This is a genomic window from Ruegeria sp. CK2 (assembly GCF_056536585.1).
In genome coordinates, this window is the sequence record NZ_JBQFPW010000014.1 from 67,198 (window position 1) to 82,029 (window position 14,832).

Genomic DNA, 14,832 nt, shown 5'->3' on the forward strand with positions numbered 1-14,832 from the left:
ATCAACAACAAATTGCGTATAGATTGATATGAAGACACTCCTTCTAGTTTCCGCTGTGGCCATTGGCGCCGCGACCGCCGCGCCTGCGCAATCCATCATATTTGGCGCTGGATATGCAGATTATTCGGACAGTATGTCCGAGGATCAGGCTATTTTGTCCCTGGAATACCAACACAGTCCCTTTCATCAAGCGACGCGGTTCAGTGCCACTTGGGGTGCTGCTTTGTCGGTCGACGCTGATGGCGACACACATATTGGCGCTGGGCTGATCGGCGTCTATACGCTGGGTGATCGCTGGTTTGTCGAGGGCAGCGTCATGCCCGGGTATTATGACGAAGGAAATGATCTGAACGACCTGGGCGGTAGCTTTCAGATCCGTAGCCTGCTGGGCCTTGGCTATACCTTGAACAGCGGCAACAAGATTTCGGTCGCGGTGACACATAAATCCAATGCCAGCACCCAGGACGAAAATCCCGGGGTGAACGCTCTTTTGCTGCGGTATCATTACGCGTTCTAATCCATTCGCAACGAGGCGGGATTGATTTTCGGTCAAAGTTTCTGCACATCAGGTCCAAACCTGTTTGCAAGGACATCTCATGAGCCGTATCGACGCAAAGTTTGCCGCACTGAAAGCCGAGGGCAAAAAAGCCTTTGTTGCCTATATCATGGCCGGAGATCCTGACTATGAAACCTCGCTTGAGGTGGTCAAGGGTTTGCCGGGGGCTGGTGTCGATGTGATCGAGCTGGGCCTGCCCTTCACCGACCCAATGGCCGATGGCCCCACGATTCAACTGGCGGGACAACGCGCATTGGACGGCGGCATGACGTTGCAGCGCACGTTGGATTTGGCGCGCACCTTCCGCGAAACCGACGACACCACGCCGATTGTTTTGATGGGATATTACAATCCAATCTATAGCCGCGGCGTTGATACGTTCCTTACGGATGCAAAAGCTGCCGGTATCGACGGGCTAATTGTTGTCGACCTGCCACCTGAAGAAGATGACGAGCTGTGCCTGCCCGCACAGGCAGCCGGATTGAACTTCATCCGTCTGGCGACACCAACAACAGATGACAAGCGCCTGCCCCGTGTTTTGCAGAACACATCGGGCTTTGTGTATTACGTGTCCATCACGGGTATTACCGGCGCGGCCGAGGCAGAAGCTCAGGATGTCGGACCCGAGGTCGCGCGGATCAAATCACAGACCGACCTGCCAGTGATCGTCGGATTCGGCATCAATACACCGGAAAAATCACGTACCATTGCAAGTGTGGCAGATGGGGCTGTTGTGGGCTCGGCCATTGTCGGTCAAATCGGGGCCGGAAAGCCGGTCGCCGAAGTTCTGGAGTTTGTGAAGACCCTGTCTGACGGAGCTCACTCAGCCTAACTACACGACAACAGCTTTGGATGATTCTTCAGCCGCAGTTTGCCTCAGGCCAACTGCGGCTTTTTGGTATCCGGACAGCGTTGCGGCTGGTCGAAAAAATTGGTAACAAAACCTAACCAATATCATCAAGGCCGCGTGCAATGCCCGTCATCACCACAATCGAAGACCTGAAACGCATCTACCAACGCCGCGTCCCCCGGATGTTCTATGACTACGCCGAAAGCGGAAGCTGGACGGAACAAACGTTTCGGGAAAACACCTCGGATTTCGAGAAGATTCGCCTGCGCCAGCGGATCGCTGTGGATATGGCCGGGCGTTCAACGACGTCTCAGATGATTGGCGAGGACGTTTCGATGCCCGTGGCGCTTGCACCTGTGGGCCTGACCGGGATGCAGCACGCCGATGGCGAAATGAAAGCTGCCAAGGCCGCTGAGGAGTTCGGCGTGCCCTTTACCCTTTCAACAATGTCGATCAATTCGATCGAGGATGTGGCAGGCCACACCGACAAACCGTTCTGGTTTCAGTTGTACACTATGAAAGACGAAGACTATGTCAGCCGTCTGATCCAACGCGCCAAGGATGCAAAATGTTCGGCGCTGGTGATTACGCTGGACCTGCAGATCTTGGGGCAACGTCACAAGGACCTAAAAAACGGGTTGTCCGCCCCGCCGAAACTGACCGCAAAAACCATCGCAAACCTGATGACCAAATGGGCTTGGGGTATTGAGATGCTCGGTGCCCATCGACGAGAGTTCGGAAACATAGTGGGCCATGTCGAAGGCGTCTCGGACGCTTCATCGCTGGGCGCATGGACAGCAGAGCAGTTTGATCCAAGCCTGGATTGGACCAAGGTGGAAAAACTGATGGAGCGATGGGGTGGTAAGGTCATTCTGAAAGGAATACTGGACGCCGAGGATGCCAAGATGGCAGCAAAACTGGGTGCTGATGCCATTGTTGTGTCGAACCATGGCGGTCGCCAGTTGGACGGTGCACTTAGTTCGATCCGTATGCTGCCGGAAATCCTGGATGCAGTCGGAAGCGACGTTGAAGTACACATGGACAGCGGCATCCGGTCCGGGCAGGACGTGCTGAAGGCGTTGGCCTTGGGGGCAAAAGGCACATATATCGGCCGCGCATTTGTCTATGGTCTAGGCGCTATGGGGCAAAAAGGCGTGACCACCGCGCTCGAGGTGATCGAAAAGGAATTGGACACCACGATGGCCCTGTGCGGTGAGCGAAACGTGGGCGATCTGGGGCGGCACAACCTGCTGATCCCGGAAGATTTTGGCGGGCGCTGGCAGGATTGATCTGTCTTTGCGTCTAAGCGGCTAAAAATCGCTTTCCAAACCCAATGAATCAAGCTATGGACGCCGCTTCACGCGGGTATACAGCCTTGGAGGATACCCGCCCTAACATTGGAGATATATCATGGCTGGTGAGATTCCTGATCTCGTAGCTCTGGAACGGACGGGGACAGGCAAGGGCGCCGCTCGTCAAACACGCCGCGACGGCATGGTTCCGGGCGTTGTATTTGGCGGCGACAAAGACCCGCTGGCAATCCAGATCCCGTTCAACGAACTGTTCAAGCGCCTGAAAGCGGGCCGGTTCAAGTCGACGCTGTGGAACCTGAAGGTTGACGGTCACGAAGACGTTCGCGTTATCTGCCGCGACGTTCAGCGTGATGTCGTCAAAGATCTGCCGACACACCTGGACCTGATGCGCCTGCGCCGGACCACCAAGATCGCGCTGTTCATCCCGGTTGAGTTTATCAACGAAGAAGAAGCTCCCGGCGTCAAGAAGGGCGGCGTTGTGACCGTTGTCCGTCCTGAAGTTGAGTTGGTTTGCACAGCAGGCGAGATCCCTGAAAAGATCACCGTTGATCTGACCGGCATGAACATCAACGACGTTGCGACCATTTCGTCTGTTGAGCTGCCAGCTGGCACCAAGCCGACCATCGACCGTGATTTCGTGATCGCCAACATCTCGGCACCGACGGGTCTGGCGACAGACGACGATGAAGAAGGTGAAGATGAAGTCGCAGCTGACGAAGTCGAAGTCGTCGGACAGGAAGAAGAAGAATAAATCCGGATACCACTATCCAGATTTTCTAACGGGGCTCTTCTTAGAGCCCCGTTTTTTGTTGCAACTTCGATGATCAACGCAGTTTTGCCTAATCGGCTTCTTCGGCCAAGCCATAGATGGCCGTAAATCATCCCGTGATTTTCAAACCGGCCCATCTGGATTTTCGAACGAAATCCGGGCATGAGGGGGCAGACGAACTTTGACCCGTGGGGCAGCACAATGAAACTATTTGTCGGACTGGGAAATCCGGGGCAGAAATATGCCCGGAACCGGCACAATATTGGTTTCATGGCCTTGGACCAAATTGCCGAGGATCACGGGTTTGGCCCATGGAAATCAAAGTTTCAGGGCGACATCGCAGAAGGTCGGTTGGGCACTGAGAAAGTCCTGCTGCTGAAGCCGCAAACCTTCATGAACCGTTCGGGTCAGTCAGTGGGCGAAGCGATGCGTTTCTACAAGCTCGACTCAACCGACGTGACAGTTTTTCACGACGAATTGGACCTTATCCCCGGCAAGGTGCGTGTTAAGGCCGGTGGTGGTCATGCCGGGCACAACGGCTTGCGTTCCATCCACGAGCATATCGGCGCGGCCTATGACCGGGTTAGGTTGGGTATCGGGCACCCTGGTCGAAAAGAAATGGTCTCACCCTATGTGCTTAGTGATTTTGCGAAGTCCGAGGGCGACTGGCTAAGCGAGGTATTGCGCGGTGTTTCGGACGGCGCCAATCATTTGGCACAGGATGAAGGCGGGAAATTCATGAACGCCGTCGCCTTGTGCACAGCACCGGCGCGGTCATCCAAGACCCCTGCGCCCGCCAAAACCGATCCTAAACCTGAAGCAAAGCCAGAACCGCTGAGCGACGATCGTTCAACTATGCAGAAGCTTCTGGACAAGTTCAAATAGGCGCGCCTCACCTTTCCGTAACGTCTTGATTGCGGATTGAACTGTCTCGCGCTCCAATGCTGAGCGAAGAGGGAGGCATCATATGAGAACGGTTATCAAATGGCTGCTGCGGATTGTTCTGGCATTGGTGCTGGCCGCAGTTGTTGTCGGTGCTTGGAAACGCGAAGAAATACAGCGCCTGATGGCTGTGAACTCGCTGTTTTCCGAAGAAATGATTGTCCACAACTTTTCGCATATGAACGAGGCTTTCCTGACAGTTGATTTGCCGCGCGGCAATGCCCCGACGTCCGAGCTGTCATATGGTGCCGGCTTTGAGCTGCCCGAAGGCACCGATACCTGGATTGATGAACGATCCGTCACATCCTTGCTGATAATGCAGGACGGGCGCATTCGGTTCGAAGAATACTACTTAGGCACTTCGCCCGAAGACCGGCGGATCTCGTGGTCTGTTGCCAAAAGCTATCTGTCGGCCCTGCTCGGGGTTCTGATAGACGAAGGCGCGATCGCGTCGCTGGACGATCGGGTCGTCGATTACGCTCCTCAGTTGAACGGCAGCGCTTACGAAGACGCAACGATCCGAAATGTGCTGAACATGGCCAGCGGCGTCACCTTTGACGAAGACTACCTGGATCCGAAATCAGACATCAACCGTATGGGCCGTGTCGTCGCGCTGGGTGGAGAGCTGGATGATTTTGCAGCCTCGTTGCAGGACAGCTTCGCGAACCCGGGCGAAACCTGGCAATACGTGTCGATCGACACTCATGTGATTGGCATGGTGATCCGCGGCGCAACCGGGCGCAGCGTGTCCGAGCTGTTGACCGAAAAGATCACTGAGCCACTCGGCCTCGAACGCGATGGTTACTACATCACTGACGGGGCTGGAGTGGCATTTGTGCTGGGCGGATTGAACTTCACCACCCGAGATTTTGCCCGTTTCGGGCAAATGATTCTACAAAATGGTGCTCATAACGGGCAACAACTTGTGCCGGCAGAATGGATCGCCGAGGCTACGCGAGCCAGCGCACCAACCAAACCTGACCAGACAGGTTATGGCTATCAATGGTGGATACCGGTTGGCGCGCAAGATGGAGAGTTCCTGGCCCGCGGTGTCTATGGGCAATACATTTACTTTGATCAACCTCGCGGTGTGCTGATCGTCTCAACCGGGGCGGATCGAAAATTCCGTGAGCCGGGTGTAAACAATCAGAATATCGAAATGTTCCGCAATATCGCCCGAAACCTGTAAGATGCATCTATGCAAAAGCAAGACAGTGTAAACGTACTGGGGGGTGTGTTGGCCCCCTGCTCTCGCGATCCGCTGACGGGTTTCTTTCGGGATGGGGCCTGCAACACCTGCCCCGAAGATCAAGGCAGCCATACCGTGTGCGCCGTCATGACTGCCGAGTTCTTGGCGTTTTCAAAATATGTCGGCAATGACCTGAGCACACCCAGGCCCGAGTTCGATTTTGCCGGCCTCAACCCCGATGACAGTTGGTGCCTGTGCGCCAGCCGATTTCTGCAGGCCCATGACGAAGGGTGCGCGCCCAAAGTGCATCTGGAGGCCACCCATAAGCGCGCATTGGACATTGTGCCGCTGACCATTCTGCAGCAACACTCGGTCAACGTGGATTGACGCCTGGTTCAGAATATTCTCTATGGCCCATAGCCAGCCAACATTCTTTTCAGCCAGCCTAAATGATGAACGAATGAGGTTTGACATGAGCTTTATTGCTATGAACCGCTTCAAGGTCCGTCTGGGCAGCGAAGCAGATTTCGAAAACGTCTGGAAAGAGCGTCAGAGCCGCCTGAACGAACTGCCGGGGTTTCAGGAATTCCGTTTGCTGAAAGGGCCGGAAGGGGACGGTTATCGCCTTTACTCCAGCCATGTCATCTGGGACCGCCGCGAAGATTTCGAGGCATGGACCAAATCGGAACAGTTCCGCGATGCGCATAGAAACGCCGGAAACAGCAACACCCAATCCGCCCTGATGGGTCCACCGCAGTTCGAAGGGTTCGAAACCGTCCTGCACGAAGGCTGACAAGGTCCTGAAAACCGAACGGGACTGGTTACGGGATTGTTAGTTTCTCATCAAAACCATCAACACAAGTCGATCTGGCGCTTAAACCGCTCTAGCCAAGTATCCCCGAGACGTACGCGACGGCGGGCCGGTCGGGAAACTGTGCTGCGCTTCCAGAAGCCAACCTGATTCTGCGAGCATCTCAGCGACTTTCTCTGGCCTGTATGAACGGTGCCGCCATTGAAACCAAATGATTGCGTTGCACCAATGCGGCTTACTGACAACGAGCCAGAGCTTGGCAGTTGGGGCCGCCAAATCGCGCATTTGGCGCAGTGCCGATATTGGATCTTGGCAGTGTTCCAAAACATGTGCGGCCAACACGCAATCAAAGGGGTCGGTTGACCGAAAATCTTCCAACCGGGTTTTGGCTGTTTCCGCAGCCATGCCCCTACGACTCAACGCCTGCTCCGCACGCATCAGCATCTTGCCGGAGGGTTCCATCAAGGTGACCCGACCCTCAGAGCGTATTACTGCGCGCGCTTCGGCAAAGGCGCCAGTACCGCAGCCCACGTCCAGTGCATTGTAACCAAGGTCCTCAGACGACCCCCCCGAGAAAAATCCTAAATACGCGTCGAAGTAGCCAAGCAGCCGCACCTTGTCCGCCCACCCGTGGGCGACGGCGTCATATTTCTGGTCAAGCCGCGCAGGGATTGATGAGGAGGAATCGCCCATGCCACAAAGCCTGGCACGAAACGCACCGGACGCAAAGCCCGGATGGGCTCAGCCAGCGGAACGCCCTTCGGTATCCGACATATCAAAGTTCAGGTACTTGGCAACTGTCTGCACATCCTTGTCACCCCGTCCACACATGTTCATGCAGATGATGTGATCCTTTGGCAGTTCAGGCGCGATTTTCATCACATGAGCAAGGGCATGGCTGGGTTCCAAAGCCGGGATAATGCCTTCGGTCGCACAGCACAGCTGGAATGCCTCCAGCGCCTCGACATCGGTGATCGAGACATATTGCGCACGGCCAATTTCATGCAGCCACGAATGTTCTGGCCCGATGCCAGGATAGTCCAGACCAGCCGAGATCGAATACCCTTCGAGAATCTGGCCATCATCGTCCTGCAAAAGATAGGTTCGATTGCCATGCAGAACCCCTGGACGCCCCCCTGTCAGCGAGGCGCAGTGCTCCATCTTTTCGTTAACGCCTTTACCACCTGCTTCGACACCAATGATGTTCACGGATTTGTCGTCCAAGAACGGATAAAACAGGCCCATCGCGTTCGACCCGCCACCGATGGCGGCAATGATCGTGTCAGGCAGACGGCCTTCGGCCCTATGCATCTGTTCCTTGGCTTCTTTGCCGATGATCGATTGGAAATCGCGAACCATCGCCGGATAAGGGTGCGGACCCGCCACTGTGCCGATGCAATAGAACGTGTCACGCACGTTGGTGACCCAATCGCGCAGCGCATCATTCATTGCATCTTTCAGCGTCCCACGGCCCGAGGTTACCGGAATCACCTCGGCCCCCAGCAAGCGCATGCGGAACACGTTTGGTGCTTGGCGCTGCACGTCATGCGCGCCCATATATACCACGCATTTCAGACCAAATTTGGCGCAGACCGTGGCCGTTGCCACTCCGTGCTGCCCGGCGCCCGTTTCAGCAATGATCCGGGTCTTACCCATGCGACGCGCCAAGATGATCTGACCAAGCACATTGTTGATCTTGTGGGCGCCCGTATGGTTTAGCTCATCGCGCTTAAGGTAAATTTTCGCACCACCCAGATGATCGGTCAGGCGTTCGGCGAAATACAGTGGTGAGGGGCGGCCCACATAGTTGGCCCAGAGATCATCCATCTCGGCCCAGAATGTCGCGTCGTCCTTGGCCTTCTCATACTCTTCTTCCAGTGACAGGATCAGCGGCATCAGCGTTTCGCTTACGAACCGCCCGCCAAAAATGCCGAAGCGCCCCTGCTCGTCAGGACCGGACATGAAGGAATTGAAAAGATCGTTGGCCATGGGTGACTCCCTCGTCGTACGTGTTGTTCATAGGAGGTGACGGCAGGATTTGCCATCGCAAAACGCATCATTCAGCAGCGCGAATATGCTGCCACCAATAGCGTAAGGCCAGTTCCGCAGACGGAATCTCGCTGCATTCAAAATGAAAGAACCTGTTCACCTGTGCCAGGCGGCTTGCGGCCAGCATCACGCGCAGGTGCGGGCCGGATTGCGCGTATGCCCGCATCGCTTCGGCATCACGCCAAACACTCAGCGAGAAATAAAGTGCGTCCTGACGAAAAACTTCAGCATGCATACACAGATGATCGTCCTGCGCCTGGCGCAGAGCCCGATTGGCCCGCCGGTAGAACTCGGGTGCAGAGTACCAGTGTTTCAAAGACAAACCGCCGATCGCCGCCAGCATCATGATCCCCCCTGTTCAAGGGATACGCGGGGCAGTTTGGGTCAGATCACTTTAGAGCCGCTGCAAAAGCGCTGATCAGGCCAACGTCTTTGACGCCCGGCGCGCTTTCCACGCCAGACGAAACATCGACCTGCCGCGCACCGGTCATTCGAACCGCCTCGGCTACGTTGTCAGGCGTCAATCCGCCGGCCAGCATCCACGGCCGCTGCCAGTATTTTCGCCCGGCCAACAATCGCCAATCAAATGCCAGACCATTGCCCCCCGGCAATTCCGAGTTGCGGGGCGGTTTAGCATCGACCAGCAACTGATCGGCCACTTCGGAGTACAGATCAATAGCCGTTAAGTCTTCAGCCTCTGCGATGCCGATGGCCTTCATCACCGGAAGTCCAAGACGCTCTCGTATCTCAGCCACACGGTCGGGGCTCTCCTTGCCATGAAGCTGCAACATGTCCAAAGGGACCGTCGAGACGATGCGGTCCAGGTCTTCATCTGTCGCATTCACCACCAAGGCGACCTTTGCGACACCGGCAGGAACCAATTGCGCCAGGCCGGCTGCGGTTTGCAATTGAAGATGCCGTGGCGATTTCGGGAAGAAGACAAACCCAACATAGCCAGCCCCGGCCTCTACCGCAGCGCGCACATGTTCGGGTGCGGTCAGACCGCAAACTTTGAGCCTTACATCATCGGACATTGAGCGGCCTCAGCTAGCCTCGTCCAGCAGCGCCAGAACGTCGTCCTGACCTTCATTCTGCTTTTTCTTGAGCTTTTTGACTTCGCGCTCAAGCTTGCGCACTTCACTTTTCTTGGCGGTTGCGTCGCGACGATGCTTATGTTCGCGCAGCCATTCCCAAAGGAAGCCGATGACAAGACCGGCAACCACACCACCCAGAACCACCACAAACAGCGGTAAGGATGTTGCCAGGTTAAAGCCCAAAAGCTCAGCCAGAGCGTCAGGCATCAGTTTCAGTTCCACTGACTGAACATTTGCCAACGACACTGAAATCAGGATGATTCCAAGAACCGCCAGAAAAGCATATCGAAGATAACGCATCATGACGTCAGGCTTTACCGTTCAATCGATCCCTGAGCAACTTGCCAGTCTTAAAAAAAGGTACACATTTTTCTTCGACCTGAACGGTTTCCCCTGTCCGAGGATTACGGCCAACGCGGGCGTCCCGTTTCTTAACGGAAAACGCGCCAAACCCGCGCAGTTCGACTCGGTCGCCCCGCGCCATGGAATCTGTGACTTCTTCAAAAACGGTATTCACGATCCGCTCGACATCGCGCTGATAGAGATGCGGGTTTTCGTCGGCGATTTTTTGAATCAATTCTGAACGGATCATACGTGATACCCTCCCAGGCGGCCGGTTTAACATGTCTATTGTTCTGACAGTATAGGAAAAAACCCGGAACGGGGGAACGTAAAGTCTTCACCTCAGAGGATCATTTTTGCTCAAACTCACGCGAATCTTTGCCGGTCGGCGGTATTTCCACACGTAATACGTGAATGATACCCAAGTTAAGCCGGGATTTCAGAACATATTGATTCGCAACAAAAACGGCCCCGCGCTGCTGCGCGGGGCCGAGAATTCGTCTTCAAGACGCTGCCTTAGCTTAGTCGCCAGATTTCAGCGCCGCGCCCAGAATGTCGCCCAGCGATGCGCCCGAGTCGGAAGAACCGTACTGTTCCACGGCCTCTTTCTCTTCGGCGATTTCGCGTGCCTTGATCGACAAGCCAAGACGACGGGTCTTGCTGTCAACATTGGTGACGCGGACGTCGATCTTGTTACCAACCGAGAAGCGCTCGGGGCGCTGTTCGGCGCGGTCACGCGACAGATCGGAACGGCGGATGAAGGACTTCATGCCTTCGTATTCCACCTCGATGCCGCCATCTTCGATCGCAGTAACTTCGACGGTGATGATCGAGCCACGCTTCACGCCGCCCACGGCTTCGGCGAACTTGTCACCGCCAAGGGCTTTGATCGACAGCGAGATACGCTCTTTCTCGACATCCACTTCAGACACAACAGCCTGTACCACGTCGTTCTTGTGGTAGTTCTGGATGGCATCCTCGCCACGCTCGTCCCAGGACAGATCCGACAGGTGAACCATGCCGTCGATGTCGCCTTCGAGGCCGATGAACAGACCGAATTCGGTGATGTTCTTGACTTCGCCTTCGACTTCGGTGCCCTCGGGGTGTGTTTCTGCAAACACTTCCCACGGGTTGCGCTGAGTCTGCTTCAGGCCCAGGGAAACGCGGCGCTTCGCACCGTCGATTTCCAGAACCATGACGTCAACTTCTTGGCTGGTCGAAACGATTTTGCCGGGGTGGACGTTTTTCTTGGTCCAGGACATCTCGGACACGTGTACCAGACCTTCGACACCAGCTTCCAGCTCGACGAACGCGCCGTAGTCGGTGATGTTGGTAACGCGACCCTGATGGACCGAGCTGAGCGGGTACTTGGCAGCAACCAGATCCCACGGATCGTCCTGCAGCTGCTTCATGCCTAGGCTGATACGGTGAGTTTCCTTGTTGATCTTGATGACCTGTACGTTGATGGTCTCGCCAATCGTCAAGATCTCGGACGGGTGGTTCACACGACGCCACGCCATATCGGTGACATGCAGCAGGCCGTCAACGCCGCCCAGGTCAACAAATGCACCGTATTCGGTGATGTTCTTGACCACGCCTTCGACGGTCTGACCTTCGGTCAGGTTGCCGATAACTTCAGCGCGCTGTTCGGCACGTGATTCTTCCAGGATTGCGCGACGCGAAACAACGATGTTGCCACGGCGGCGGTCCATTTTCAGAATCTGGAACGGCTGCTTCAGACCCATCAGCGGGCCCGCGTCACGCACGGGGCGAACATCAACCTGCGACCCGGGCAGGAACGCAACTGCGCCACCCAGATCGACGGTGAAGCCACCTTTGACGCGGCCAAAGATTGCACCTTCGACGCGCTGGTCGTCGGCATATGCTTTTTCCAGGCGGTCCCATGCCTCTTCACGGCGGGCCATCTCACGAGAGATGACGGCTTCGCCACGGGCGTTTTCTGCGGCGCGCAGGTAAACTTCTACCTCGTCACCAACAGCGATTTCAGGGGCTTCGCCGGGGTTTGCGAATTCTTTCAGATCAACGCGGCCTTCCATTTTGTAGCCGACGTCGATGATGGCCTGGCCCGCTTCGATCGCGAGAACCTTGCCTTTGACAACAGAACCCTCTTCGGGCGTGTCCATTTCGAAGCTTTCGTTCAGGAGGGCTTCGAATTCCTCCATGGTTGTATCAGCCATCTGGCAGTGTTTTCCTTTACAATACGTTTTTACTGGCCGAGCGGTTGTCTCCGCCGGTCTTGTTTCATGATGCCACCAGACGTGATCCCGGGCGTATCCGATTACACAAACACAAAGGGCCGAGGTAACCCGGCCCTGCTCAGATACGTCATCCGGACGTTGACCGCCCTTGTCGTGACAGCGCGCGTATAGGCCGTTTGACGGGATTGTGCAAGTGCAAAGCCCTGCGCTGTATGGGTTACAAGGAATTAGCCCACCTGATTGGTTTAGGCATTCACCTCCCAGATACGTGCATCACGGCACAGCATTGACCGCTCGATCGCGTCCAGCCGTGCCAGCGCCGCCTCTGGATTGCGATCCCCTCCGGCTTTTTCCCAGATTTTCAGTGCCGATGCGGGGCTCCAGGGCAGGCAAGCTTCGGCCAACCAGTGTCGTAACGTTGACGGAAGTGTATCGTAGGCCTGCATCGCGCGACCTTGCCGCCTTCTGCGCTTCAGGTGGCTACGAAGGTTTCGGCCGGTTCGACGTCCACGCCATAAGTCACGTGAAAAAGCGGTTGCAGCTGGCATTAACATATCTCTTTTCGGCATCGATTTAGGATATGTTATTATATTTTGTTTTCAGCGTGATCAAGAGGCATCACTCCTCTCATCAACGCTGATGGTATCCCCTGCGGTTGCTTGGGCTTCCTCGCCTTTTTACCAATTTTCTATCAGTTCATGCTGAAGGCGGAGATTTAATACCCCGCCCCCATCTTTGCCTCAGAAAACGCTCAGAACGGAGCGCAATGAACTTTTAGAAGAGTTGCAAATCCTTCGCGCCGCTTTGGATTTCGGCGAAGTTCGGCATGTTCTGGATGGCCACAGGTGCTGGCACCACGCCCGGCATCGCCACCGTCGGTTTCATCGCCGCCGCCATGCCACAGGCTGGTTGCTTCAACTCCCCTCGGATATCGCGCAGCAGCGTTTTGTGATCCGGCATCGTTTTGAGTATCTGCACAAGGTCCACTTTCGCGCCCTTCCACCAATGGAACCAAATCGGTTTCTTCAATGGTCGCAGACGATCTCGGATGCCAGTACCATAGCCCGTGTCATAGACCTGCTTGCCCAAAAGAACCGTCTGATAAACGCGGAAGTTAAACAGCGTGGCGAACTCGATGTCATTTTCCAAGGGCAGGCGGTGCTGCCACAATTCCAAGTTCTCGGCCAACCGATCCGGTATCTTCATCTCGGTGCGTGCGTCGATCCAATATTGATCGTCCGTGCGATTGCCCAATCGATAGTGCAGACATATAAAATCCAGAACCTCGTCATAGAGGTTGTTCATCTGCCGATTATATCTTGTCCGCAGGGACGGCGCGATGTCCCGCGTGGGCAAGTGCTCGGCGAACCAGCGCACCGCATGATCAACCATATGGATCGCAGTGCTTTCCAATGGCTCAATGAATCCGCCGGACAGACCGATCGCCAGACAGTTTTTGACCCAGGCATTGCGCACACGCCCAATGCGCATCGGGATCACGCGCGGCGTCGCGCCCTTGCCGCTGTCACCCAGCCACTCAAGGTATTCATCTGCCGCCTGATCATCCGTACGATGCGCGGATGAGAACACATAGCCCGTGCCCACACGGTTATAGAGTGGCACCCGCCACGTCCAACCTGCGCCAAGTGCGGTAGACCGTGTAAGACTTTCGATCTTCTCAGGGTCGGGATGCTCGATCTGCAACGCCAAGGCGCGATCGTTGGGTAGATAATCCGAGTAGTCCATAAACGGCTCGCCAAGTGCCTGATTGATGATCAACCCGCGGAACCCGGTACAATCTATGACCATCTCGATGTCATGGCGGCCATTGCGCTCTAACATCAAATGGCTGACGTTGCCCTGCTCATCCAGCTCAACCGATTTCACCTCGTCCTGGATATGCTCCACACCACGCTTGGTGCAAACCTTGGTGAGCATGCCTGCAAATTTCACCGCATCCAGATGATACGCGTAGCCAAATCGCTGCTCAAATTCAGGCTGACCCAAAGGCCGCGCGCCTTTGCAAAGGCGGGCCAGATCGTCATGCGGCGAGATGGACTGCGTAAAATCGCGATCCCCATTACCAAAGCGCAAGAAATACTCGGCGGCCTCTAACCCCTCTAGCATCTGGCCGTGGGCAAAGGGGTTCACGTAGTCAATGCGATTGCCCTTGGCATCCTTGTTCCAATTGCAAAACTTCACACCCAGCTTGAATGACGCGTTGGTCTCGCGGAAAAAATCCTGCTCTGAAATGCCCGCCTGACGGAGTGTGACCGGCATGCGCGGCACTGTCGCCTCACCTACACCCACGGTGGCGATATTTGGGCTTTCGATCAGGCAGATGCGTGGGCGATCCTTAGGCGCCGACGTGCGGGAGAGCACCATCTCAAGGATCAGCGCGGTCATCCAACCCGCCGTCCCGCCGCCCACAATTGTGATTTTGCGCAAACGATTATTCATGTTGTTCTGTCCCTGTTGGCTTGGGAATTGTTTAGCTCCCTCCCCTTTTTTGGGGCTTGTGCGGAAGCTTTCCCTTATTGCTGTACGAAACTATACCAACTTTCCTGCATCCAGCTAGGGTCTATGACACTCTGGCCTGCATGCACGTCCGGTCCTGCGATCGGCAGTGACAGACCCCACGCCCTCGGCTCCGCACAAAAATGCGTCCCTTAGAAATCAAAAGACGGTGTCGGAGAAT

At 55.7% G+C, this 14,832-nt stretch carries 17 protein-coding genes; 8 read left to right on the forward strand and 9 right to left on the reverse strand.

The annotated features are described in order from the left end of the window. Window positions 1-28 precede the first annotated feature (28 nt). From ACR0BU_RS18850 to hmuQ, 8 genes are all read left to right on the forward strand, one after another. A complete protein-coding gene (locus ACR0BU_RS18850; RefSeq protein ID WP_298936600.1) occupies window positions 29-517 on the forward strand; it encodes an acyloxyacyl hydrolase in 489 nt (162 codons plus the stop codon). Between the two features lie 79 nt (window positions 518-596). Beyond that, the gene (gene trpA / locus ACR0BU_RS18855; RefSeq protein ID WP_299082528.1) at window positions 597-1,388 is read left to right on the forward strand and encodes a tryptophan synthase subunit alpha; all 792 of its coding nucleotides are present in this window, start codon (window positions 597-599) and stop codon (window positions 1,386-1,388) included. A gap of 140 nt (window positions 1,389-1,528) precedes the next feature. Continuing rightward, entirely contained in the window at window positions 1,529-2,695 is a 1,167-nt protein-coding gene (locus ACR0BU_RS18860; RefSeq protein WP_480738468.1) for an alpha-hydroxy acid oxidase, read from the forward strand. A 121-nt stretch (window positions 2,696-2,816) separates the two neighbouring features. Next, the gene (locus ACR0BU_RS18865; RefSeq protein ID WP_298936597.1) at window positions 2,817-3,470 is read left to right on the forward strand and encodes a 50S ribosomal protein L25/general stress protein Ctc; all 654 of its coding nucleotides are present in this window, start codon (window positions 2,817-2,819) and stop codon (window positions 3,468-3,470) included. A gap of 219 nt (window positions 3,471-3,689) precedes the next feature. Next, the gene (pth, locus tag ACR0BU_RS18870) at window positions 3,690-4,373 is read left to right on the forward strand and encodes an aminoacyl-tRNA hydrolase (RefSeq protein WP_480738471.1); all 684 of its coding nucleotides are present in this window, start codon (window positions 3,690-3,692) and stop codon (window positions 4,371-4,373) included. 82 nt (window positions 4,374-4,455) lie between these two features. Further along, entirely contained in the window at window positions 4,456-5,619 is a 1,164-nt protein-coding gene (locus ACR0BU_RS18875; RefSeq protein ID WP_480738473.1) for a serine hydrolase domain-containing protein, read from the forward strand. A gap of 9 nt (window positions 5,620-5,628) precedes the next feature. Continuing rightward, window positions 5,629-6,006, forward strand: a complete 378-nt coding sequence (locus ACR0BU_RS18880; protein ID WP_298936594.1) for a DUF2237 family protein — start codon at window positions 5,629-5,631, stop codon at window positions 6,004-6,006. Window positions 6,007-6,091: 85 nt separating this feature from the next. After that, window positions 6,092-6,412 (forward strand): heme-degrading protein HmuQ, encoded by a 321-nt coding sequence (gene hmuQ, locus ACR0BU_RS18885; RefSeq protein ID WP_480738475.1) that lies wholly within the window; start codon window positions 6,092-6,094, stop codon window positions 6,410-6,412. A gap of 81 nt (window positions 6,413-6,493) precedes the next feature. Here the strand turns inward: hmuQ and ACR0BU_RS18890 are convergent, their stop codons facing one another. The 9 genes from ACR0BU_RS18890 to ACR0BU_RS18930 all read right to left on the reverse strand — a co-directional run bounded on the left by ACR0BU_RS18890 (window position 6,494) and on the right by ACR0BU_RS18930 (window position 14,594). Continuing rightward, a complete protein-coding gene (locus ACR0BU_RS18890) occupies window positions 6,494-7,123 on the reverse strand; it encodes a class I SAM-dependent methyltransferase (protein ID WP_480738477.1) in 630 nt (209 codons plus the stop codon). Window positions 7,124-7,171: 48 nt separating this feature from the next. Then, window positions 7,172-8,419 carry a tryptophan synthase subunit beta gene (trpB, locus tag ACR0BU_RS18895; RefSeq protein ID WP_299082539.1) on the reverse strand — a complete coding sequence of 416 codons (1,248 nt, stop codon included), beginning with the start codon at window positions 8,417-8,419 and terminating at the stop codon, window positions 7,172-7,174. Between the two features lie 67 nt (window positions 8,420-8,486). After that, window positions 8,487-8,822 (reverse strand): DUF3291 domain-containing protein, encoded by a 336-nt coding sequence (locus ACR0BU_RS18900; RefSeq protein WP_480738478.1) that lies wholly within the window; start codon window positions 8,820-8,822, stop codon window positions 8,487-8,489. A gap of 46 nt (window positions 8,823-8,868) precedes the next feature. Then, complete coding sequence (locus ACR0BU_RS18905) at window positions 8,869-9,513, reverse strand: phosphoribosylanthranilate isomerase (RefSeq protein WP_480738479.1); 645 nt, start codon at window positions 9,511-9,513, stop codon at window positions 8,869-8,871. 9 nt (window positions 9,514-9,522) lie between these two features. Continuing rightward, window positions 9,523-9,873 (reverse strand): lipopolysaccharide assembly protein LapA domain-containing protein, encoded by a 351-nt coding sequence (locus tag ACR0BU_RS18910; RefSeq protein WP_299082561.1) that lies wholly within the window; start codon window positions 9,871-9,873, stop codon window positions 9,523-9,525. 7 nt (window positions 9,874-9,880) lie between these two features. Beyond that, window positions 9,881-10,165, reverse strand: coding sequence for an integration host factor subunit beta (gene ihfB, locus ACR0BU_RS18915; RefSeq protein WP_120634325.1), 285 nt, complete (start codon window positions 10,163-10,165; stop codon window positions 9,881-9,883). 271 nt (window positions 10,166-10,436) lie between these two features. Next, window positions 10,437-12,113: a 30S ribosomal protein S1 gene (rpsA, locus tag ACR0BU_RS18920; protein ID WP_120634326.1), complete on the reverse strand. Its 1,677-nt coding sequence runs from the start codon at window positions 12,111-12,113 to the stop codon at window positions 10,437-10,439. A 266-nt stretch (window positions 12,114-12,379) separates the two neighbouring features. Continuing rightward, window positions 12,380-12,682: a DUF6525 family protein gene (locus ACR0BU_RS18925; protein WP_480738482.1), complete on the reverse strand. Its 303-nt coding sequence runs from the start codon at window positions 12,680-12,682 to the stop codon at window positions 12,380-12,382. Window positions 12,683-12,908: 226 nt separating this feature from the next. Further along, a complete protein-coding gene (locus ACR0BU_RS18930; protein WP_480738483.1) occupies window positions 12,909-14,594 on the reverse strand; it encodes a tryptophan halogenase family protein in 1,686 nt (561 codons plus the stop codon). Window positions 14,595-14,832: the final 238 nt, after the last annotated feature.

Coding starts and splice junctions, on each gene's coding strand:
- ACR0BU_RS18850 (WP_298936600.1), top strand. CDS start 29: ATGAAGACACTCCTTCTAGTTTCCGCTGTGGCCATTGGCGCCGCGACC.
- trpA (WP_299082528.1), top strand. CDS start 597: ATGAGCCGTATCGACGCAAAGTTTGCCGCACTGAAAGCCGAGGGCAAA.
- ACR0BU_RS18860 (WP_480738468.1), top strand. CDS start 1,529: ATGCCCGTCATCACCACAATCGAAGACCTGAAACGCATCTACCAACGC.
- ACR0BU_RS18865 (WP_298936597.1), top strand. CDS start 2,817: ATGGCTGGTGAGATTCCTGATCTCGTAGCTCTGGAACGGACGGGGACA.
- pth (WP_480738471.1), top strand. CDS start 3,690: ATGAAACTATTTGTCGGACTGGGAAATCCGGGGCAGAAATATGCCCGG.
- ACR0BU_RS18875 (WP_480738473.1), top strand. CDS start 4,456: ATGAGAACGGTTATCAAATGGCTGCTGCGGATTGTTCTGGCATTGGTG.
- ACR0BU_RS18880 (WP_298936594.1), top strand. CDS start 5,629: ATGCAAAAGCAAGACAGTGTAAACGTACTGGGGGGTGTGTTGGCCCCC.
- hmuQ (WP_480738475.1), top strand. CDS start 6,092: ATGAGCTTTATTGCTATGAACCGCTTCAAGGTCCGTCTGGGCAGCGAA.
- ACR0BU_RS18890 (WP_480738477.1), bottom strand. CDS start 7,123: ATGGGCGATTCCTCCTCATCAATCCCTGCGCGGCTTGACCAGAAATAT.
- trpB (WP_299082539.1), bottom strand. CDS start 8,419: ATGGCCAACGATCTTTTCAATTCCTTCATGTCCGGTCCTGACGAGCAG.
- ACR0BU_RS18900 (WP_480738478.1), bottom strand. CDS start 8,822: ATGCTGGCGGCGATCGGCGGTTTGTCTTTGAAACACTGGTACTCTGCA.
- ACR0BU_RS18905 (WP_480738479.1), bottom strand. CDS start 9,513: ATGTCCGATGATGTAAGGCTCAAAGTTTGCGGTCTGACCGCACCCGAA.
- ACR0BU_RS18910 (WP_299082561.1), bottom strand. CDS start 9,873: ATGCGTTATCTTCGATATGCTTTTCTGGCGGTTCTTGGAATCATCCTG.
- ihfB (WP_120634325.1), bottom strand. CDS start 10,165: ATGATCCGTTCAGAATTGATTCAAAAAATCGCCGACGAAAACCCGCAT.
- rpsA (WP_120634326.1), bottom strand. CDS start 12,113: ATGGCTGATACAACCATGGAGGAATTCGAAGCCCTCCTGAACGAAAGC.
- ACR0BU_RS18925 (WP_480738482.1), bottom strand. CDS start 12,682: ATGCCAGCTGCAACCGCTTTTTCACGTGACTTATGGCGTGGACGTCGA.
- ACR0BU_RS18930 (WP_480738483.1), bottom strand. CDS start 14,594: ATGAATAATCGTTTGCGCAAAATCACAATTGTGGGCGGCGGGACGGCG.